This window comes from Gottfriedia sp. NPDC057948 (assembly GCF_042887255.1).
Classification (GTDB): Bacteria; Bacillota; Bacilli; order Bacillales; family Bacillaceae_G; genus Gottfriedia.
This window is the reverse complement of the sequence record NZ_JBHVPN010000001.1, coordinates 796,310-817,325: the sequence shown is the minus strand read 5'-3', so window position 1 is coordinate 817,325 and position 21,016 is coordinate 796,310. Positions and strand designations below refer to the sequence as shown.

Annotated in this window: 19 protein-coding genes and 2 pseudogenes; 8 read left to right on the top strand and 13 right to left on the bottom strand. The window is 31.9% G+C overall.

The genetic code is table 11. The features are described 5' to 3' along the window. Positions 1-53: 53 nt before the first annotated feature. Positions 54-1,091 carry a M42 family metallopeptidase gene (locus ACFVRR_RS03800; protein WP_387324779.1) on the bottom strand — a complete coding sequence of 346 codons (1,038 nt, stop codon included), beginning with the start codon at positions 1,089-1,091 and terminating at the stop codon, positions 54-56. A 171-nt stretch (positions 1,092-1,262) separates the two neighbouring features. On the opposite strand from ACFVRR_RS03800, the gene ACFVRR_RS03795 reads away from it, so the two are divergent. Beyond that, positions 1,263-1,820, top strand: a complete 558-nt coding sequence (locus ACFVRR_RS03795) for a hypothetical protein (RefSeq protein ID WP_387324776.1) — start codon at positions 1,263-1,265, stop codon at positions 1,818-1,820. Positions 1,821-1,940: 120 nt separating this feature from the next. Here ACFVRR_RS03795 and ACFVRR_RS03790 read toward each other — a convergent pair whose 3' ends face one another. From ACFVRR_RS03790 to ACFVRR_RS03780, 3 genes and pseudogenes are all read right to left on the bottom strand, one after another. Next, entirely contained in the window at positions 1,941-2,408 is a 468-nt protein-coding gene (locus ACFVRR_RS03790) for a UPF0158 family protein (RefSeq protein ID WP_387324773.1), read from the bottom strand. Between the two features lie 164 nt (positions 2,409-2,572). Then, on the bottom strand, positions 2,573-2,971 hold the full coding sequence (locus tag ACFVRR_RS03785) for an RDD family protein (RefSeq protein WP_387324772.1): 399 nt from the start codon (positions 2,969-2,971) through the stop codon (positions 2,573-2,575). A gap of 351 nt (positions 2,972-3,322) precedes the next feature. Beyond that, a pseudogene (locus ACFVRR_RS03780) lies at positions 3,323-4,276 on the bottom strand (GerAB/ArcD/ProY family transporter). 244 nt (positions 4,277-4,520) lie between these two features. On the opposite strand from ACFVRR_RS03780, the gene ACFVRR_RS03775 reads away from it, so the two are divergent. Next, positions 4,521-5,717, top strand: coding sequence for an FAD-dependent monooxygenase (locus tag ACFVRR_RS03775; protein WP_387324769.1), 1,197 nt, complete (start codon positions 4,521-4,523; stop codon positions 5,715-5,717). 144 nt (positions 5,718-5,861) lie between these two features. On the opposite strand, the gene ACFVRR_RS03770 is transcribed toward ACFVRR_RS03775, so the two are convergent. Then, positions 5,862-6,482 (bottom strand): hypothetical protein, encoded by a 621-nt coding sequence (locus ACFVRR_RS03770; RefSeq protein ID WP_387324767.1) that lies wholly within the window; start codon positions 6,480-6,482, stop codon positions 5,862-5,864. Between the two features lie 160 nt (positions 6,483-6,642). Next, positions 6,643-7,041, bottom strand: a complete 399-nt coding sequence (locus tag ACFVRR_RS03765; RefSeq protein WP_387324765.1) for a hypothetical protein — start codon at positions 7,039-7,041, stop codon at positions 6,643-6,645. Between the two features lie 204 nt (positions 7,042-7,245). On the opposite strand from ACFVRR_RS03765, the gene ACFVRR_RS03760 reads away from it, so the two are divergent. Together ACFVRR_RS03760 and ACFVRR_RS03755 are read left to right on the top strand one after the other, a co-directional pair. After that, positions 7,246-8,286 carry a glycoside hydrolase family 5 protein gene (locus ACFVRR_RS03760; protein ID WP_387324763.1) on the top strand — a complete coding sequence of 347 codons (1,041 nt, stop codon included), beginning with the start codon at positions 7,246-7,248 and terminating at the stop codon, positions 8,284-8,286. Positions 8,287-8,602: 316 nt separating this feature from the next. Continuing rightward, a complete protein-coding gene (locus ACFVRR_RS03755) occupies positions 8,603-8,728 on the top strand; it encodes a GapA-binding peptide SR1P (protein ID WP_097978684.1) in 126 nt (41 codons plus the stop codon). A 165-nt stretch (positions 8,729-8,893) separates the two neighbouring features. Here the strand turns inward: ACFVRR_RS03755 and ACFVRR_RS03750 are convergent, their stop codons facing one another. Beyond that, a complete protein-coding gene (locus ACFVRR_RS03750) occupies positions 8,894-9,346 on the bottom strand; it encodes an NUDIX hydrolase (protein WP_387324759.1) in 453 nt (150 codons plus the stop codon). Between the two features lie 247 nt (positions 9,347-9,593). Here ACFVRR_RS03750 and ACFVRR_RS03745 point away from each other — a divergent pair, with 247 nt between their 5' ends. After that, positions 9,594-9,995 (top strand): VOC family protein, encoded by a 402-nt coding sequence (locus ACFVRR_RS03745; protein WP_387324757.1) that lies wholly within the window; start codon positions 9,594-9,596, stop codon positions 9,993-9,995. A gap of 233 nt (positions 9,996-10,228) precedes the next feature. Here the strand turns inward: ACFVRR_RS03745 and ACFVRR_RS03740 are convergent, their stop codons facing one another. Continuing rightward, on the bottom strand, positions 10,229-11,569 hold the full coding sequence (locus tag ACFVRR_RS03740; RefSeq protein WP_387324975.1) for a PQQ-dependent sugar dehydrogenase: 1,341 nt from the start codon (positions 11,567-11,569) through the stop codon (positions 10,229-10,231). 238 nt (positions 11,570-11,807) lie between these two features. Here ACFVRR_RS03740 and ACFVRR_RS03735 point away from each other — a divergent pair, with 238 nt between their 5' ends. Beyond that, positions 11,808-12,134 (top strand): YnfA family protein, encoded by a 327-nt coding sequence (locus ACFVRR_RS03735; protein WP_387324755.1) that lies wholly within the window; start codon positions 11,808-11,810, stop codon positions 12,132-12,134. Between the two features lie 139 nt (positions 12,135-12,273). After that, a pseudogene (locus ACFVRR_RS03730) lies at positions 12,274-12,649 on the top strand (FAS1-like dehydratase domain-containing protein). Between the two features lie 137 nt (positions 12,650-12,786). On the opposite strand, the gene ACFVRR_RS03725 reads toward ACFVRR_RS03730, so the two are convergent. Next, positions 12,787-13,059 (bottom strand): hypothetical protein, encoded by a 273-nt coding sequence (locus ACFVRR_RS03725; RefSeq protein WP_387324753.1) that lies wholly within the window; start codon positions 13,057-13,059, stop codon positions 12,787-12,789. Between the two features lie 147 nt (positions 13,060-13,206). Beyond that, the gene (gene exaC, locus ACFVRR_RS03720) at positions 13,207-14,724 is read right to left on the bottom strand and encodes an acetaldehyde dehydrogenase ExaC (RefSeq protein ID WP_097978679.1); all 1,518 of its coding nucleotides are present in this window, start codon (positions 14,722-14,724) and stop codon (positions 13,207-13,209) included. A 165-nt stretch (positions 14,725-14,889) separates the two neighbouring features. Between exaC and ACFVRR_RS03715 the strand changes: the two genes are divergently transcribed. Then, the gene (locus ACFVRR_RS03715; protein WP_387324751.1) at positions 14,890-15,708 is read left to right on the top strand and encodes a YitT family protein; all 819 of its coding nucleotides are present in this window, start codon (positions 14,890-14,892) and stop codon (positions 15,706-15,708) included. Between the two features lie 113 nt (positions 15,709-15,821). Here ACFVRR_RS03715 and abc-f read toward each other — a convergent pair whose 3' ends face one another. The 3 genes from abc-f to metE all read right to left on the bottom strand — a co-directional run bounded on the left by abc-f (position 15,822) and on the right by metE (position 20,875). Further along, complete coding sequence (gene abc-f, locus ACFVRR_RS03710) at positions 15,822-17,654, bottom strand: ribosomal protection-like ABC-F family protein (RefSeq protein ID WP_387324748.1); 1,833 nt, start codon at positions 17,652-17,654, stop codon at positions 15,822-15,824. Positions 17,655-18,075: 421 nt separating this feature from the next. Then, the gene (locus tag ACFVRR_RS03705; RefSeq protein ID WP_387324746.1) at positions 18,076-18,570 is read right to left on the bottom strand and encodes an acyl-CoA thioesterase; all 495 of its coding nucleotides are present in this window, start codon (positions 18,568-18,570) and stop codon (positions 18,076-18,078) included. A 16-nt stretch (positions 18,571-18,586) separates the two neighbouring features. Next, positions 18,587-20,875: a 5-methyltetrahydropteroyltriglutamate--homocysteine S-methyltransferase gene (metE, locus tag ACFVRR_RS03700; protein ID WP_387324744.1), complete on the bottom strand. Its 2,289-nt coding sequence runs from the start codon at positions 20,873-20,875 to the stop codon at positions 18,587-18,589. Between the last annotated feature and the right edge of the window lie 141 nt (positions 20,876-21,016).

Sequence of the window (21,016 nt, the reverse complement as noted above, 5' to 3'; positions counted from 1 at the left end):
CTAGAGTTTCATTACCAAAAAAAGGCGTCCCGTGGACAGCCCCTTTTTCATTATTACTTTGTTAAATATAAGTACAATAATTTCATCGTATTTTCCATCGCACTATAATGCGTTCTTTCCATACCATGAGAAGCATGAACACCTGGTCCAATTAACGCGCCACGAATATCTTGTCCTCCGCGTAAAGCAGCAACTGTATCAGAACCGTACATTGGATAAATATCTACTGCATAGCTAAGTTCATTTTCTTTTGCTAAGTTGACTAAATCAGTCGTCATATTGTAATCATATGGGCCACCAGAGTCTTTTGCACAAATCGAAACATCGTATTCAGTACAGCTTAAATCATCTCCAATACAACCCATATCAACTGAAATTAATTCAGTAATATCTGATGGAATATAAGAAGAACCATGTCCAACTTCTTCATATGTTGAAATAAATAATTTTGTCGTATATGTAGGTACAATTTTTTCCCTTTTAAATAATTCAAGTAAGCCTATTAAACATGCAACACTTGCTTTATCATCAATAAATCTTGATTTTATAAATCCGCTTTCAGTAATTGTCGTTTTTGGATCGAAGAAAATAAAATCCCCTGGGCTAATTCCAAGATTTAATACATCCTCTTTTGACTTAACACATTCATCAATACGAACTTCCATGTTTTCTGGATCACGTTTTTTTGATTTACTATCTTCGAATACGTGAATTGATGGACTTGTAGATAAAAATGTACCTGTATATATTTTTCCTTCACGCGTTCTAATTTGACAATATTCACTATCAAGAGTTGGTACGATTGGTCCACCAATAATTGTAAATTTTAAAGTACCTTTACTTGTAATTGATCGAACCATTGCCCCTAATGTATCAACATGTGCTGATAATCCGATGACTTGCTCATTGCTTTTACCAGGAATTGTGATGACTCCACAACCTTTATTAGTCGTTTCAAAATCATATCCTAAACTATTTGTCCAAGACTGAATTAACTCCATAATTTCAAAGCAAAAACCACTTGGGCTATTAAACTCTAGTAATTGTTTAGCGGTTTGTAGCACATATTCTTTGTCAATTTTAATATTCATAGCTTTTCCCCTTCAATTTTGAAATTTTCATGCAATTCTCAACGTATTTATCATACATTTATTTGTGTTTGTTATCAATATTTCATCATCCAACCATATCATGTTTGGCGTATTGCTATTGGATTATTCTCATATATATGATGTATATCGTAGTTTAAATGAGGTGAAAATGTGTTTTTTTTCAAACCGATCACTGAGGAGATCCGATTATTTCAACTAAAATTTACTAAACAAAATAAAACAAAGAAATTTATTTTAGCTTCTATTTTTGCTTCTATTGCTGCACTCTTTCAAGCTGCAGGTGGTCTATTACCAGGTATAGGATTGTTTTTAAGTCCACTCACCACTGCACCTATTCTATTATGTTCCATGTTTTCCATTACGGATGGAGTAAAATCCTATTTTCTAACAATTATGTTGTTATTCATCCTACAGCCAACTGAACTGATTTTATTTCCTTTTACAACAGGATTAATGGGACTTGGCTTAGGCTTGGGTTTTCACTTTTTTAAAAATAGATTTTCGATTATTGCGACTGGAGCGTTACTTTTAATATTAGGCATTATGAGTCTATTATTTCTATTCCACTTTCCAGTCTTAGGGCCTGGATTTTCTGATTCACTTTCAATCAATACTGTTCTAATTATTTTATTATTTTCTTTCTTTTATTGCTGGTTATGGGTTGAAATTACTTTAATTATTTTTAGGAGATTGACTCTGATAATATAACTAATTACATAGAAAACGGTAAAAATCCCTTCAGCGAAATCTGAAGGGATTCATTTCGGTTCGGATTAAGCTGCCTGTTAGTCAAACACCACGAATCGCTCAACCTTTATTTTTTTACTTCTAATCTATGTACACGATATCATTATCTTGACACCATGCGATCGCTAAGTCTTTATATCGTCTGTCACGATAACTATACCAATCCATTTCAATATTTAACTCTATAATTACATCTTTAAATCTTCTAAATGCGCCTTTTCCCTCGATTGTTATAAGTAATAAGTTTTGTTTTTTCTCATCTTTAACTGTTAAACAAAAGTCTTTAATCATTTTATATTCATCAATTTCGTATTTTGAAGGTAATTCTTTATAGTCCTCAAAATTTTCCACTATTTCATTTGCGATTTCTAAATTTTCTATCTGCCAATCATGTAAATCATCGATAGGTTTTTCATCTTCAGCATCAATAAGATCATCTTCGGAAATCGAAAAAACTTCACCAGTTCTGATCTTAATAAATGAACGATAACCTTCCATTTGCATTTCCATTTCTTCAATAATATATTTTAACTTTGCTTTATTTGTCAAAAAGAATCACCTTCTTATTTTTTATATTAGGCAAATCAGTTGTTACATCGATAATTATACTTGATAGTTCTATAAATGAATGTACTTTCCTGCTTAACAAATCACTAAAAGAAATTAGAGCTTTAAAAGGCTCCAATTAGATGACATCAGTTGATCAATTTACATTATTTATACACTACATAAGTATTGGCTAATTTATCATGTAAGGCTATTTTCCTATTTGAAAAAGCAATCATTAGATAACCAATAAATAAAATGAAACTGGAAACAACCTGAGCTAACCAACGGCTAATTGCCTCAAATACGGATAACTTACTTCCATCTTTATTGATTACTTTAATGCCAACTGTGACCTTTCCGATTGTCCCTTGCAATTTTGTAGCTGGCAAAAGCATTAAGTAAATAATACCGATGAGATCAATGAGTAAGTTGTATGTAATATTTGTGTTAGTAAAGAATTTAAGAAGCAACGGACTTAGAATGAAACATAATAAAATAATGATACAATAATCAATGATATGTGCGCAAAATCTTATCCAAAATCCTGCATATTTAAATTCCAATATTGACTCCCCCTAAAAAGTAACTAATCTTCTATGAAAACGGTTTCAATCATTAAAATAATTATACCTATCTAGTCATATTCTGTAACTTGGGGTAATTTGCCTTTTTTTCATTGAAATTTAAATAGTCTTTATGCTTAACTGACAATTTGCTGAACTAAAAAAATGGAAACAGCACCTATTCGTTATGAAGTGTTGTTTCCATTTTTTTCTCTAATTTTCTTTTGAAACCAACTAATTAAGAGCAATGTTAATGGGATAATGATATGTAGTGGTAAATGTAAATAGTAAGGAATCTTCTCAAAACCTTCATTACGATGTTCAATATGGTTTGAAGCCATCAATAACGAACTAATTAATATGATTAGACAGATTGGATAAATTAACTGAGAACTTTTTTTTTACATTAAAAATATCAGCTGCTCCTGAGACAGCACAAAAAGCATAAATAGTTAATTTAATGAAGCCTCCACATACCAATAGAAGAATTAAAAATGTATCAAAACGTTGGATAAAATCAGCAATATTAATTGTACTTGCGGCTACTAGAATAGGATATTCTGATCTGCTCATTTCAGAAACACCTAAAATTGCTATACTTTTCATCGTAAATACTACTAACATTAAACCTGAAAAAAATATTGCAGGCATACCCACTTTAAATGCAGTTTCTTTTTTATGAAGGTGCGGCAAGATCATTGTGAATGTAATAATTTCTCCGAAAGGGAACATAATTCCCAATGGAAATATAGCCTTTATTACTAGTTCCCAACCATTTTCTAAAACCGGTCTTAAGTTACTTATCTGATACACATTTGAAATAAACTCGAAGCCAAAAATTAGTAAAATAAACATCATTATAAATAAAAATAGAAATTCTGTTGTTCTGGCAAATGTTTCAATCCCTTTGAATAGTCCAAAAATCACTACAAGCAACAATAATATACCGATTGATATTTATGATGAAGCTGTGAACAAAGTCATAGTCAACAAGTCTTCTAAATCCCGTAAAATTCTTCCTGCAATATAGATAAAAAAAATGATATAAATCATAGCTAGTATTTTTCCAGCATACTTACCTAAAATAAATTGCACGTATTTCGTTAATGGGTATTCTGGAAAAATCTCAAATAATTTTATCTGTACAAAAAATACCATAGAGCCTATAAATAAACTAATAATTATACTAATCCAAGCGTCTTGTTTAACTCCAGGTGTAATTCCAACTAATGAAGTAGACCCAATTTCAATTAGAAAAATCATACAAAAATATTGATAACCACTAATACTAGTTTTTCTGTTCATGTCTTTCCCTCGATTTAATGAAAAATTAAATTCGTTAAAACATATTTTTATTCTCACCTAAATCCTTTATTTAATTTACCTATTTTTGGAAAACACAATTACTTCGATTTATTTTTTAGAAAAACATTCAATCATACACCCCTAGATCATTGTTGAAATCTAACAAAAGTACTTAAGTAAAAAAACAGTGAATATATTGTTGTTATGTTGTTTAATTTTTTACTTAAGGAGTGATTAAATTATTATGGAGCAACCAATGCGTGTTCTTATTTCCGGAGCGAGCATTGCAGGGCCAGCACTTGCTTACTGGCTTCATCGTTATGGTTTCGAGGTGACTGTAGTAGAACGGGCTCCCGCTTTACGCCCAGGGGGATATTCTGTTGATATCCGTGGTGCAGCAATTTCTGTGCTCGAACGAATGGGTATTCTTGATCAAGTTCGGTCATTAGATACCCATATGACTGGAGTTTACTTCGTGAATGAACAAGGTAAAATTAAAGGTAAAATTAGTGAAGCAAGTATAGGCAATCAGCAAGGAATGGATATTGAAATTATGCGTGAGAACCTTGGTAACATTTTGTTCGATTTAACTAAGGATAAAGTTACATATATTTGGGGCGATTCAATTACCGCTATACATGAATCAATTTCAGGGGTAGAAGTTCAATATACTAATGGGAAACCAGATACATTCGATCTAATAATAGGGGCTGATGGAATCCATTCAAACGTGCGAACGTTGAAATTTGGTGACGAAGATCAGTTTAAACGTACTCTCGGTTGTTATATCTCAATTTTTGAATTCGAGAATTATCTTAACCTAGACCACTCTCAAATACTTTATACCGTCCCGGGTAAAACAGTTGGAATGTATAGCGCAAATGATAAAAAGGAAGCAAAGGGCATGTTAGTGTTCCAATCCGAGCCTCTTATATACGATCGTTATAATACGGAAGAACAAAAAATTCTTATTAAAAATGCTTTTGAAGAACTTAAGGGCTGGGAAACACCGAACTTGCTCAAAAAATTGGTTAATGCTTCGGATTTTTATTTTGATGAAATTTGTCAAATTCACATGCCCAACTGGTCAGATGGCCGAATTGCTTTAGTAGGTGATGCTGCTTATTGTCCCTCACCCCTTTCAGGTCAAGGCACTAGCATGGCCCTTGTAGGAGCTTTTGTACTTGCAGGAGAGCTGAAAGCTGCTAACGGTGATTACAACAAGTCCTTTATTTCCTATGAAAAAGAAATGAGAAATTTTGTTGAAAAAAATCAAAAAATAGGGCTTTTAACTGCTGGAGGAATGATTGAAAAATCAAACTTCAAAATTTTATTACGCAATGCAATGTTACGTTTTCCCATCTTAATGAATGGAATGTTTAAAATGATTACGAAAATGATCGCGAAAGCTGCCAATGAAATTGAACTGAAAGATTATTAAACTACTTTATTTATATAAAACATAAGACTTGTACAATTAAAAGAAACAACGCTCAGAGTATGTTCTGAGCGTTGCTTCTTTTAATTAATATCAAAATTTTTCTAAAGTACCCCATAATAATCAACTTACACAATAACACATTCCTTAATTTAAGAACCATTTTTCATTTTTCTTTTTTAAAATCCATTTCCCATCAACACTAATATATTTATAGTGCCTTGGAATTTTTTGTAAATCTGATGGATTTTTCGTGACAACTTCAATATCATAATATCTTTTTCGAATTAGTGTAAAGTTCCCATTTTCGGCATCATTATATCTGCTAACCATTTTAACTTTTTTTACTTTTCCTTTAACACCTGTTTCATTTTCAAATAATTCAATAGACTTTTTTGACAATTGACTTTTCGTTTCTTTTGTAAAGTAGCTTCTAGTTTCATATGATTTATATGTATTCTGAACGACTATAAACACTATAATTAGTGCGATAATTGTTGTAATTAAGGCAGTTACTGATACTACATAAGTCACTTTAAAATATTTCTGAAGTAAATAAAAATATCCATAAAAAGGTAAAAATACAATTCCTATAGGTAGGCCTACGTAGAAAATTGATAAAAATAAAGTTTGATAGAACAAATCAACAACCTTTAAAGGATCAGTAAGAAATATCAAGAGAACGCTTAATAAAAAAGGAATGCTATAAAGAACAAAAAACCTCTTTGTAAGATAATTTGGAATCGAAACTCTAGATAATATTTGCATTAATATTCCTCCGAAAAAAACATATAAATCTAACTTTAAATAAAAATGTTTATGCTTAGATAATCATTCAAACATATTCTTATGCAACTTAACTGCCATTTACTGCAATATTCTATGAAACTTGTTTAACAAACAAGGAGCTTTTAATAAGAAAAATAATTTAATATAATGAAATATCTTCCTTAATTTTTATTTTAAGTTTTCCATCTTCATCAACAGATTTGATCGTAATTAATATATTTCCTGAATAACCACCTTCAAAATACCCAATAACTGATTCTGTATGTAAATTACCTTTATTGTCTTTATACTGAAGCTCCATTGTACTCTCTCCAACATCTTTAGAGGGATTTATATTTAGCTTATAGTCCTTATGTGAAGCAATTTTAGGTATCCTGATATCTGTTTTAAAATGATCATAGGTCAAATATATTCCCGTTACATTTATATTTGTTTGATTTTTTATTTTAATATCAAATCCACTACGAAAAAGAAAATAACCTTTTATCCCTACGATCCCCATTATTAAAATCGCTATTACTACTAAGATTTTTTTCATTCTTACCCCCTATTAATTAAAATTAGAACTTTTTACCATTTCCATTTCATTAAATTATAACATTCTTTATTGCAAACTTTCTTTCAGTTTCGTGAACCTTTGGAAACCTATTACTTTATTAATTCTTTTTCAGTAAATCATAGAATAATATTTAAGTTCTAAAAATAAATTTTACAAAAGATTAATTAGATGAGGGGGGAAATTTTGAAAATAGTAAAAAGAGTAACCTTTATAGTAGTATCCATTTTAGGAGCCATTATTTTACTTTTTGTCTCTTCTTTTGCATTTTTAAATCTTGTTAAAATCAACGTTAAAAAACCTACTTCACCACTGTCAGCTGGAATAATGGGTGTGAATTGGGCGGATGAGCGCGACAATTTTGTTGATGGCGTCATTTATGTAAGTGGACTGACCAAAAATGATACATACGATTCTGCCAAAGAAGTTGGCCGACAAATCATCGGGCAGATGTTCGACGAAACAGGTGCTAACACAGTCAGGCTACCCATTAATGAAGCGACAGTCGCAAATTATTGGAGTACTTATACAGGGGCAATTGATGCTGCATTAGAGAGAGGCAAAGTGATTTTTTGCTATTGGCCTCCGAAAAATGGAAAACCTGAAGATCTCGAAAAATATTTTAGTATGTGGAGAACTGTTATCAAAAAATATGGAAACAACCCCAACTGCTATTTTGAACCCGTTAATGAGCCTTATGGCTATAATACAAAAGATTTACGTAATCTTTATAATGATTGGCTAACAAGTTTCAATGTTCCGAAGAAAAATGTAATTCTTGATGGAATTGGTTTGGCCGCTCTTTATATAAATCCTTTAGGTGATGACAAACGACTTGACGGAACAATGCTTGCCGTTCATTGCTATGCGTTTTATGCAGGGTATGTACATATTAATTCCCTCACAGAAACTGGATGGTCAAATATTTTAACAACTGAAATTGGAAAATACTCCGATCGTGCCATCATTACCGAGTGGGGAGCACCAATGAAAAGCGGCTTGGATTATTCGGTAAAAAAGAGTAAAAATGATATAAACTATGTTCGTGCAATGAGCAAAAAAATTAATACGATTGGTGCAGGAAGTGTTTATTGGCCAGGCTTGCGGGACGGTGATTCTTATAGTTTGATGGAGAAAAAAGTCACCAACAAACAAATCACTCTTAAGGTAACAAATCCATCTGGTCTTGAAAAATTGCAAGAATCCTGGGGTTTGCCTATTCACTAAAATCGCTCGAATGAAGTTGACCTCTTGACGTTAGTCGGGAGGTCATTTCAATTAAAATGTCTTTTTTTAGATAATCAATAAAATAAAAATTGTTACTAGTTTCTCATGGACGAAATTGATACCAGAAACATAATCACAAGGTTCTAATTTTCGTTTTTTTTAAACCGAGAAAAAATTTTTTCAAGTCCACTTCCGCTTGAAAACCTTGCTATTTCAGCGTTTTTTCAACTGGGACAATTCACGTCCACAGGGTGGGTAAAGTCCCTGGAGAAATCGTGATTCGAACGTGTTATAGTGGGTTTAGGAGGTGTTTCTAATGCAAATTTTAATCTGTAAAGAATGCGAAGAAACTATTGAGTACGCGGAGTATAAAAAAGTTGTGAAAATCTATTCAACTTGCGAAAACTGCAAAAACGAAGCAGCAACTTCAACTGTAAAATAACCTAGAACAAAAAAGCTAATATAGTAATTTTGGCCTTATTAAAAAAATACTTAATTTTTAAAGATTTAACAAAATATCAATTAATATATTATTAAAAATGAAAAAAGGATCTAACAAAACAGATCCTTTTTTATCTTTATATGGTCTTAATTCCACATTCTAAGTTCAATAGTTAGAATCCTTAAACAAATTTAAAATAGGAAGTTCGGGTGGATTTATTTCTGATGGAAGTTCATCAAAACTAAAAAAGCTTAACTCGAGCACTTCGCTTTCTTCTTGCTCAAATTGCCCTGTATATTCAGTACAAATATAAGTCGCAATGACATTATATACCTCATCTCCATGAGGATATTTATAATAAAATTCTTTTCCAGAAAAAATGTTAAAAAACTCAAGGTTTAATGCTGTTAGACCTGTTTCTTCCTTCAATTCTCTTTTAGCCACTTCTTCCAAATTTTCTCCCAACTCTAATGATCCACCAGGTAATCCCCAAGTCTTATTATCTTTTCTTAATTGTAATAATACTCTCTTTTGTGAATCTAGTAGAATAACATTTGCACCTGCCATTAAGATCGGTCTACTACCTACAACTTTTCTTAGATCCATAATATATCCCATTGATTTTCTCCCCAATATACGATGATTATGTTTAATTCAACTTTATCAAACAATTCCATTTTATTCCACTTATCTGACATTTACTTCAAAAAAACTAGCTGTAAATCTTAAACCTATAACCAAAAAAGTAGAATTAACAAAAGGAATATTTTACCAATTTAATTACATATATATACTCTAGTTGTTTTAATTTTAAACAATTAGAGAAGATTTAGATCAAACTATCTTTGTTAAAGGAGAAAAGTGAATGAGGTTTAATCATTTAAATTTATGTGTTGATGATTTATCAGAAGCTAGGCAATTCTTTGAAACATTTTTTGATTTTAAATTTCTAGAACAAAAAGGAAAAGCTCTTGTAGTGTTAAGTGATGGGCATGGATTTATTCTCGTGTTAAGTGATCCAAAGGCATTTAAGAGGCAAATGGAAATTAAATACCCTGAAGCTTTTCATGTAGGCTTTTTAGTGGAATCGGCAAGTGAAGTCGATCAACAGTATGACCGTTTAATAGCTGGGGGTATCCAAATAGACAAGGAACCTTATACCATGAGAGGTAATAGTTATGGCTTTTATTTTACAACGTTTAATAATTTATTGATTGAAGTTTCTTGCCTTGACTATAAAGATGGTAAAAAAATGTCAAAACTCTAAGTAATGAATAACTATAGATAAAAGCTCCTTCCCAAGGTCTAATAGAGATCTTGTATTTATACATTTTTTTTACAATAAATAACAAGATCACTTAACAAGCAAACAGACTTTTATGTTTAAGCAAGGCTCTATTCATATGAAAAACATCAATTATCCGCTAAATAAAACAACCACTGGAGTGTATTATTACCTCAGTGGTTATTAAACTCATAAAACACAAATTGACTAAAAGTTCACGGTACAATTTCATAAATCGTACCCATGTTTAAGTCAGTCACTTTCATAGAACCATAAACCGCTAAATAGATTTTTGTTTGATTTAAATTCGTTCCCACACCTACATAATAGGCCGGTTGAGATCCAAAGTCATAATCTGTTTGTATCACACTGAAATCACTTTGTTTACCATCGGGGCTAAAATTCGTATAAGCTAAAACTCCTTTAACCTGTGCTTGAGATCCCTTTCGTACCAAATCGGTAAATACAACGCTACCAGTTAAACTAGGTATTTCGTTTCCCATATATGGCTGGACTCCTGTAATTGCAGTTCCCTCAAATTTATCTGGTCTTGCATCTTTATGAAAATAACTAGTTAGAGGTTGAAGACGGCTCGCTGAAAGTGTTACTGATTGATCGTAATAAGCGATTGTTTTCTCATCCAAATCTGGATTTTCGGTGCACCCTTTTATTGTCGATGTAGGAAAAGTACCTTCCCAACCTCTCCAACCGAAGTTAATAAATCCTTCCATCTCAGATTCAGAATTCATGTGGACTAACTGAGAGACTGGTATTGGCTTATAATGAACAAATGAAAAAAGCGACTCGACTAAATCCTGACCGACATGTCCAACATATTTTATATATTGATTATAATATCTTTGATATGAAATACCTGTTATATTACGAACCCCTTTAGCGATAACTGTGAGTGTTTCTTGAATACTTGTTGGAAGTTCATTAAAACGAGTGACTATAGGTGGATTATTGCCGTTTATTTTTTTATCTACATCAATTTCAATTATTTTACCTGCAATTTCTAAATTATCCTGGCTTAAGTTAAACGGGTCATAGCCTGAGCCACCATCTCCTGTTGTTAAAACAAGTTTATTTGTTTCGGGTGAAAAATTTAAGGTGTTAAGTCCATTATGATTCAAGAATGGTCTTCTGATGTTCAATACTGTCCGACGTTTTTGAGGCTGACCATTTGATTGTAGTACCCATTCTTCAACTGTATCAATATGATTATATTGAGTTTCCCTATTTAGCCATTTTAAATTTAATGTCTTAGGATCACAAGGATTAGGTTTAAAAGAATTAGAAAGAGCACCTGGCCCCTGAGAACCAGCTATTGAATAATGAAGATAAAACAGCCCATTATGATAAAAATTAGGATGAAATGCTAGCCCAAGCAATCCACGTTCATCATAGCCTCCAGACTCACCTAATTTCAATACTCGAGGGCGAATATCTAATAAAGTCTTGATTTCTCCATTTCCTATGTAAAAGATCTCTCCTACTTGTGTTGCAATAAATAATCTTTCAACTGAATCACCTGGAAGAATAGTTGTTTTCATAACGGTTGGTAAATTAATCTTACTAACTACAGGACGTAATTTAACTTTTAACAACTAACAATACACCTCCTTCATAATATTTTCTTCTATAAAATTATGATGGGACTAGTTCTATTAGTACCGAATTTCAATTCACACAGAATGATAGTTTCTTTTAGCCTTTATTGTTAAAATAAGGGGCAAATACATGTACATATGTTTTCATTAATTTGTCTATTAATAGAAAGGAAGAATTACATTGATAACTGCAATATTTATTTTTTTATTAGCCGGTTTAGCTGAAATTGGCGGAGGATACCTTATATGGTTATGGCTAAGAGAAGGTCAATCTGCTTATTTAGGATTAATCGGAGGGATTATTTTGGCAGTTTATGGTGTCATTGCAACGTTCCAAATTTTCCCTTCCTTTGGTAGAGTTTATGCTGCCTATGGAGGCGTATTTATCGTTCTTTCAATTTTATGGGGCTGGGGAGTTGATAAAAAATCACCCGATTTATATGATTGGGTCGGTGCAGCAATCTGTTTAATCGGTGTGTCTGTCATATTATGGGCACCTCGTAATTAATACTCTTGTATAAGGATATCAAACAAGAAAATCGGCTATTTAGTCGATTTTTTATTTAAGGATTTTGAAGGATAGTACAATAAGAAATTGAACTATTTAAATAGAGGAATAATATTTTCACTTTTAAAGAGGAGAAAAATTGTCATTACAAGTGGGCGATATTATCTCATTTGAACGAACTTTTACGGTAGAAGACGTTGAATTGTTTACGAAGGTTTCCGGTGATGCGCAGTGCACACCATATTACGCCTGATGATCAAGGAAGGCTGGTTATTCAAGGTTTGTTGACTGCAACTTTACCAACAAAAATAGGTGGAGATCATAACGTACTAGCACGAACGGTAAATTTCGAATTTTTAAGACCAGTTTACTCAGGAGATACAATAACCTGTGAAGTTACTATTAAAAAATTTGAAAAAAAAGAGAATAGAATATCGATCATGTCTTCCTTTATATGTACAAATCAGAATAAAAAACAAGTATTAAGTGGGAGCTTTGCAGGAGTAATATTATAATCAAGGAAAGTAACTAGCATTCTTCTTTTCTAACAACTAAATGAAAGATGCCCGGCTCGAATTGGAGAAGCGGTAAGACTTAGACCAAATTTCAGCCAACGTCTCTAAAACGCAAATATCCTACAGTTGAGCCCGTATTAATTTTGATATAAAGACTGTAATGCCAAATCTTCTATATCTTTTTTTACATATATATCATATTGAGTATTCTCATAAAATCTCCTACCATTAAAATTCATCGGTAATTTCGTCTTATACTCAATCCCATTCTTTTTCAATTTACCAATAATCATAAAATAGTTTTGATATCCATACGTAGTATAGATTAATTTCCACTTTCGGTTTAAATATAATTGAATGAAACTATACAGTACTATAATGATAAATACATAGATTGCTAGATTTAACATATTTATTCCCTCCAAATTACACTTTTTATTTAACATATAAATAGCTACTAGTTTTTATGTCTGGATTTTATAAAATTATTATTTAAATGCCTTCTTTCTATTTAAGTAAAAATACTCCAGTAAATGAATACTGGAGTGTAAAAATTTTTAAAAGAATCCTAGTTTACTCGGTGAATAACTAACTAGCAGATTCTTTGTATTTTGATAGTGGTCCAACATCATTTTATGCGTTTCACGACCTACTCCTGAATTTTTATACCCACCAAAGGCTGCATGTGCAGGATATGCGTGATAGCAGTTTACCCAAACTCGACCTGCTTCAATATTACGTCCGAATCGATAAGCAGTATCCATATCACGAGTCCATACACCCGCTCCTAATCCGTATAACGTATCATTAGCGATTTCCAATGCCTCTTCTTTTGTTTTAAATGTAGTAACCGAAACAACAGGACCAAAAATTTCTTCCTGGAATACTCTCATTTTATTGTTCCCTTTAAAAATAGTAGGGTTTACATAAAAACCATCTTTCAATTCTCCATCAAGAACATTCCGACTACCACCAACTAAAACTTCTGCACCTTCATTCTTTCCAATTTCAAAATAAGATAAAATCTTATTCAATTGCTCGTGCGAAGCTTGAGAACCGATCATTGTTTGAGGATCCAATGGATTTCCTTGTTTAATCGCTTTAACACGTTTTACTGCTTTATCCATAAATTCCTCATAAATTGATTCATGAATAAGCGCTCTTGAAGGACATGTACATACTTCGCCCTGATTTAAAGCAAACATCGTAAAGCCTTCAAGTGCTTTATCAAAAAACTCTTCATTGTCTACTACATCTTCAAAGAATATATTAGGAGATTTACCACCTAATTCTAATGTAACAGGAATTAAATTCTTTGAAGCATATTCCATAATTAGTCGCCCAGTTGAAGTTTCACCAGTGAATGCAATTTTTGCAATTCGATCACTTGAAGCTAATGGTTTACCTGCTTCCAGTCCAAATCCGTTTACAACGTTAACAACTCCAGGTGGCAATAAATCTTGAATGAGTTCCATTAAAACTAACACTGAAGTTGGCGTTTGCTCAGCAGGTTTTAGAACAACACAATTCCCTGCAGCAAGGGCTGGTGCAAGCTTCCATACAGCCATTAATATTGGAAAGTTCCATGGAATAATCTGACCGACAACCCCTAATGGCTCTTTATAATGATATGCCACTGTATCACCATCAAGTTCACCGAGTGATCCTTCTTGCGACCTGATACATCCAGCAAAATAACGGAAATGGTCTATTGCTAAAGGAATATCTGCTGCTAAAGTTTCACGAACAGGTTTACCATTTTCCCAAGTTTCAGCGACAGCAAGATATTCTTTATTTGCTTCCATACGATCAGCAATCTTATGTAAAATATTTGCCCTCTCAGTTACAGACATTCTCCCCCATTTACCTTTTGCACCATGTGCTGCATCAAGTGCTTTTTCAATATCTTCTGAAGTCGATCTAGCCACCTCACAAAAGACTTGTCCAGTTACAGGCGATACATTTCCAAAATACTGTTCTCTTACTGGTCTTACCCATTCCCCACCAATAAAATTGTCATAACGATTTTTAAACGTAATTAATGAACCAGATTTTCCAGGTGTAGCAAATACCATAATGATTCCCCCTTAATAGCTTGTCTCTTTATAAACCTATGTAAGCGTGTATCTAACTATGACTAATAATAGATAATTTGTTTAATAGAAATTTTTTGATTCAAAACTCATTATTAGGTAGAATGATAGAAGTGAAAAAAATCTGTTAGAAAATGAGGGGTAACTGTGCGTAAAAACTTCGTAGATATTTTATATCTCCTTGTTGGATCAGCTATTTTTGCAGTCGGTGTTAATTTCTTTGCAATACCGAATAAATTAGCTGAGGGTGGTTTTACCGGCATTACGATGATAACTTATTATCTATTTAACTGGTCACCTGATGTCGTATATTTTGTTTTAAATGCTTCCTTGTTAATAATTGGATATAAATATTTAAAGAAACAACTAATAATTTATACAGTTATTTCCATCGTATCGATTTCATTTTTCTTACGAATTACGGACGGTTACGGCGTACCAACTAGCGAAACTTTATTAGGTACTATTTTTGCTGGTGTTTTAATTGGCCTGGGGTTAGGAATTGTCTTTCGTGCTGGTGGTACAACAGGTGGTTCTACGGTTCTTGCTCAAATGGTACATCAATCCTTTGGGTGGAGTATTAGTAAATCTTTACTATTATTTGATCTAATTGTCGTTTTAGGTGGTTATTTTGTAATCGGCTTTGAGAAAACATTATATACTGTAATTTCTATTTATATCGGTATTAAAGTTTTGGATTTTATTATGGAAGGATTAAATCCTAAAAAAGCGATTACGATTATTTCCGATCAAGCAAATGAAATTGCACAAATCGTATCAAATGAAATGAATCGAGGCGTAACAATTTATCCTGCAAAAGGCCATTTCTCTGGTCTAAGAAAAGAGTCCTTATATATTATTCTTAATAATAAAGAACTATTTGAACTAAAAAAAATAATTCACACAATTGATCCAAAAGCATTTGTCGTTATACATGATGTAAATGATGTACTAAAGGCGGGATAAATAGTTAAGTAAAACTCGGAAAATATGATAAAAAACAAATCACGATAAGTATTCCAACTTAAGTGATTTGTTTTTTATTTTCCCTGCACTTTTTTTATTAAGTTCTTATGCTCTTACCCTTTTTTCTCCCTTCTCTCTGTCAATAAACTTTCATTTATTCCATCAAGTTCCTTTTGTAGTTTGACGATTTTTGAAATCTGAGCTTTCTTTTCTTCATCCGTATCTTTTTCTTCTGCATTCATTGCAGCTATTTCTAGTTGTAATTTAATTCGTTCATTTAATAAAGCTTGCTGATCGTTTGAGATGTTCTGTCTTCCGTTCCAATCTGCAAAAGATCCTTTGAATTCATAAAGATTTCCATTTTCAATATGAATTACACGATTTGAGACCTTTTTTAGTAAATATGGATCATGTGACACTACAACTACTGCTCCAGGGTATGCAGCTAATGCTTCCTCAATTCTTTCTCTAGTGTGTATATCTAAATAGTTTGTTGGCTCATCAAGCACTAGTAAATTAGAATCAGAAAAGTATAATTTTACGAAAGCAACTCTACATTTCTCACCCATACTTAGTTGAGCAATATTCTTGTAAACATCCTCTCTTCTAAAAAGGAAACATGCTAAAATTGTTCTTGCCTCTGTTTCAGTCATATTTGGAAGTGATAAAATTTCATTTAAAATTGTTGAATCCTCATTTAACGCTTCAAGCTCTTGCATAAAATAACCTATTTTTAATTGAGGATTATGTCTTACAGCACCATTATTAGGAATCGTTAATCCTGTTAATAATTTTAAAAATGTAGATTTTCCAGAACCATTTTTTCCGATTACAGCTAATCGATCTTCTCTATTTAAAATAAAATCTACTTGGTTAAATAACGATTTTTCATCATATGAAAAATCAACTTTTTCAAATGTAATCATTTGTTTAGCTGAAAACGAATCATTTTCAAAGCTCGCTGAAATTGTTTTAACTTCTTTTGGTTTTTCTACTTTTCTTTTCTCTAATCGATCTAAATCCTTTTCTTTTGATTTAAATCTTAATGCGTTTTTTGCTGCTTGTTTCTTAGCAAAAGGATCACGTTCACTAGCAGCATTATGAGAGCTTGTAAACCATTGTTTATATTGATTAATTGTTTCAATAAGCTTTTTCTTTTCCGCTTCTTGTTTTTCATATTGTGCTTGCTGAGTTTTTCGCTCATGTTCTTTTTGTATTTTGTATGTTGAATAGCCACCATTATACTTAACTGTACCACTTTCACTTAATTCAACTGTAACAGTCGCAACATCATCAATGAATTGTCGTTCATGAGAAATAAAAAGGACACTACCTTTAAAATTTTGTAACCATTCCGTTAACCATTGGATTGACTCAGTGTCCAAATGATTTGTTGGTTCATCTAAAATTAATAGCTTTGGTTGCTTCATCATTACTTTTGCTAATTTAACTTTTGTTTTTTGTCCACCACTTAAATGACTGAATGGGATATTCCATAACTCTTGCGGTAATTGAAATTTCTTCAAAACTTGATCTATTTTTGTTTCCCAATCATAGCCATCTAATTCTAAATATTTACTTAAACTCTCGTTATAGTTAGCAAGATTTTCTTCATTAGACAAATCAAGTAAATACTTTTCTATATTCTTTTTGATGAAATATCGCTCTTGATCAAATGATTCAATCACTTCCCTAGCTGACAGGTTTTCCTGATTCTCTTCATCTGTTAAAAGCCATCCAATTTCATCTTTTGAATAGTGAATTTGCAGCATTCCTTTTTTCAATGGAATATTACCTAAAAGGGCATTAATAAAGGTTGACTTTCCAACTCCATTTTCACCAATTAATGCTACCCTTTCATTTTGTTTTATGTCTAAGTTTCCATTTTTAAAAATTGTTTTCCCATTTAATTCTATTTCTATATTCGATGCTTTTATAATAAACATATACTTCACTCCATCCGATTTTAAAAAATCACTCTACTTAAAAATACAATCTGTTTTCGAAAGTATTTTTTAAGAGAGAAAATAAAAAACACACAAGCAGTATCTGCCTGTGTGTAAATTGGATGTGATTTAATAAGCCATGTATATATAAAAATATATATACGTTAGAATATATTTCAAATGAAATATAATAGTAAATAAACCATGCATTTAAGACAATGGATTAATTTAATATTAGTATAGGCTCATAAATAGACATAGTTATCCAATTTCTCTGATTTCAGGCAGAGTACTTTTTTGCTATAAAATTCATTAGCTTAAAAAGTTATCGGATATTGTACATAGTGTCTAAATTTGATGCCTCCTTAAAAATATTAATTTAATCTTAGCTTAATTTTAGTATGTTTTCAATGCTTTCTTTTTATTCTTTCCAAATTAATGCCAATTCCTTACTCAATTTCTTTCTTAATTGGCGACTTTCTAAACGTTTAAATGCTAATTGCTGTAATTTAATTTCTTCCTCAGTTTCTGGAATTACCTCTACTACTTTATGTGGTTTTCCATCTTTTAGTGCAACAAATGTTACAAAACATGTTGCTGCAACCCTTTTTTCAGCTGAAAGTAGGTCTTCGGCAGTAGCTCGAACGAATACTTCCATTGAGCTTGAGCCTGTTAAGATCACGAACGATTCATAATATATACAGTCACTTTCACGAACTGGACATAAAAATTCTACTGAATCCATCGATGCGGTTACACATTCCATTCTTGAATGCTTTGTAGCTGAAATGGATGCAATTAAGTCCATTGCGGCAAGCATTTTTCCTCCGAATAATGTACCATGGTTATTTAAATCAGTTGGAAATATTCTACTACTATCAAATACTTTGGATTCTTTTACATATCTACCATTCATCGATTTCACCCTATCATTAAATAATTGAATAATATTTTTCTCGAACTTTTTTCGCAGATTTTACCATATTTGATAAGGCATCTATTACCTCAGTTTCATTACGCGTCTTTAAACCACAGTCTGGATTAACCCAAAATCTATTTGCATCACATACTTTTAAAGAACTAATAATATTTTCTTCCATTTCCTCAACCGACGGTACCCTCGGACTATGAATATCATACACGCCTAAACCAATTCCAAATGGGTAAGGGGACTCAGCTAAATAAGTAGAAAATTCTTGATGACTTCTTGCATGTTCAATTGAAATAACATCTGCATCTAAATCAATAATTGTGTCCATAATATCGCTAAAATTGCTATAGCACATATGAGTATGTATTTGCGTTTCATTTCGGACGCTTGATGTAGCTAAACGAAATGCTCTCGTTACCCAATGTAAATATTGAGCCCCATCTTTTTGCTTCAAAGGTAAACCTTCTCGAATTGCAGGTTCATCAACTTGAATAATTGAAATGCCAGCAGCTTCAAGTGCATTTACTTCTTTACGTAAAGCTAATGCAATTTCATTTGCTATTTCCTCTCTTGTTCGATCCTCACGAACAAATGACCAATTTAATATTGTTACTGGACCTGTCAACATCCCTTTGACTGGTTTTGCTGTTAAGCTTTGTGCATACTCAGTTTCATTTACAGTAATGGGCTTTGTAAATTCAACTTTACTAAAAATAATTGGCGGTTTAACACAGCGTGATCCATAAGATTGAACCCATGCTTTTTTCGTAAATGCAAATCCCTCTAGTTTCTCACCAAAATATTCAACCATATCCGTACGCTCATACTCACCATGTACCAATACATCCATATCAATATTTTCTTGAAGTTCAACCCATTCTTTAATTTTCAATTTAATTTGATTCATATATTCTGAATCATCAATTCTTCCTTTGCGCCATTGCTGTCTTATTTGTTTAATTTCCTTCGTTTGAGGGAAACTTCCAATTGTAGTCGTTGGTAAAATCGGTAAATTCATTACTTTATTTTGTAATGGATATCTTAAATGGAATGGTACTGGTCTTCTAAAATCTTCTTCATTAATGGATTCCAATTCATTACTAGTTGAATGATTTTTTTTGCTAAGCTGTTTTAAATTTACTAAACAATTACTTGCATATTTAACTTCATTTTCAAACATTCTCGCTTTGTTTATAAATAAACTTTTTAGTATAACTAGCTCTTCTAATTTTTCATCGGCAAACGATAATGCCTCGAACAATGTTTCATTTAATAATTTCTCTTCAATTTTTGTAACTGGTACGTGAAGCAAACTACAAGACGGTTGAATCCACCAATCTTTTGGACTTATTTCTTTTTTAAGAGAATTTAAAAAATCAATGGAATCATTTAAATCATTTCTCCAAATATTACGCCCATTAAGTATTCCTACGCCTAATACCTTGTCATTTGGAAATCCGTACTTCAGGATCGACTCTAAATTTCCATCTTTACCGTGAACAAAATCAAGACCAATGCCTTCTACTGGGAATGAAATTAGTTCTTTATATTGTTCAACTGCTTCAAAGTAAGTTTGAAGCATGATTGATAATGTAGGTACAGCTTTTGCGATTTGATCATATACTTCTTTCATAAAACGAATATCTTCGCTTGATTCTTCTAACACAAAACATGGTTCATCAATTTGTACCCACTCAACACCTTCACTTTCTAGCTCTTTAAGCATTTGTATATAAAGGCTTACTAGATTATTTATTATGTTTCGTTTTTCTTCTTCCTGGTAACCTTTTGCTAACTGTACAAATGAATAGATTCCTAGAATGACAGGTTTCGTTTTTATACCAAGCTCAATGAATGCCTCTTTGTATGCTTCTAAAGGCTTATTGAATAGTAATTTAGATTGCTTTTCTTTTTGATATTCAGGAACGATATAGTGATAGTTTGTATTAAACCATTTCGTCATTTCACAAGCTACAATGTTTTTACTTCCTCTTGCTAATGCAAAATACGTATCTAGACTTGGTCTATCATTAATTTCACCAAATCGACTAGGAATCCAGCCAAACATAGTGGCAAAATCTAGTACATGATCATAAAACGTAAAATCATTTACAGGGACTAGCTCCACACCTAAATCGTACTGTTTTTTTATTGAGCTTAATCTTAGTGATTTCATTTCCTTCTCAAATTCTTCTTGATTCATTTTCTTTTGCCAAAAGCTTTCTAACGTTTTTTTCCATTCACGATTTTCACCAATTCTCGGATATCCTAGATTACTTATGTGTACCACTTTTACCCTCTCCTTTTAACTAAAATAAAAAAGCATTTTTATCTCATAAGAGACAAAAATGCCTTTAAGTTGGAAAACATAAATAATTAGAATACGTTAACTTAAGCTTTCTTTCCATAAGGCACCTCCCTATCTCTCGTA

Bases quoted from the DNA above. Each gene is read 5' to 3' on its own strand.
- ACFVRR_RS03800 (WP_387324779.1), bottom strand. From the start codon at position 1,091: ATGAATATTAAAATTGACAAAGAATATGTGCTACAAACCGCTAAACAA.
- ACFVRR_RS03775 (WP_387324769.1), top strand. From the start codon at position 4,521: ATGGAGCAACCAATGCGTGTTCTTATTTCCGGAGCGAGCATTGCAGGG.
- ACFVRR_RS03770 (WP_387324767.1), bottom strand. From the start codon at position 6,482: ATGCAAATATTATCTAGAGTTTCGATTCCAAATTATCTTACAAAGAGG.
- ACFVRR_RS03765 (WP_387324765.1), bottom strand. From the start codon at position 7,041: ATGAAAAAAATCTTAGTAGTAATAGCGATTTTAATAATGGGGATCGTA.
- ACFVRR_RS03755 (WP_097978684.1), top strand. From the start codon at position 8,603: ATGCAAATTTTAATCTGTAAAGAATGCGAAGAAACTATTGAGTACGCG.
- ACFVRR_RS03750 (WP_387324759.1), bottom strand. From the start codon at position 9,346: ATGGGATATATTATGGATCTAAGAAAAGTTGTAGGTAGTAGACCGATC.
- ACFVRR_RS03745 (WP_387324757.1), top strand. From the start codon at position 9,594: ATGAGGTTTAATCATTTAAATTTATGTGTTGATGATTTATCAGAAGCT.
- ACFVRR_RS03740 (WP_387324975.1), bottom strand. From the start codon at position 11,569: ATGAAAACAACTATTCTTCCAGGTGATTCAGTTGAAAGATTATTTATT.
- ACFVRR_RS03725 (WP_387324753.1), bottom strand. From the start codon at position 13,059: ATGTTAAATCTAGCAATCTATGTATTTATCATTATAGTACTGTATAGT.
- exaC (WP_097978679.1), bottom strand. From the start codon at position 14,724: ATGGTATTTGCTACACCTGGAAAATCTGGTTCATTAATTACGTTTAAA.
- abc-f (WP_387324748.1), bottom strand. From the start codon at position 17,654: ATGTTTATTATAAAAGCATCGAATATAGAAATAGAATTAAATGGGAAA.
- ACFVRR_RS03705 (WP_387324746.1), bottom strand. From the start codon at position 18,570: ATGAATGGTAGATATGTAAAAGAATCCAAAGTATTTGATAGTAGTAGA.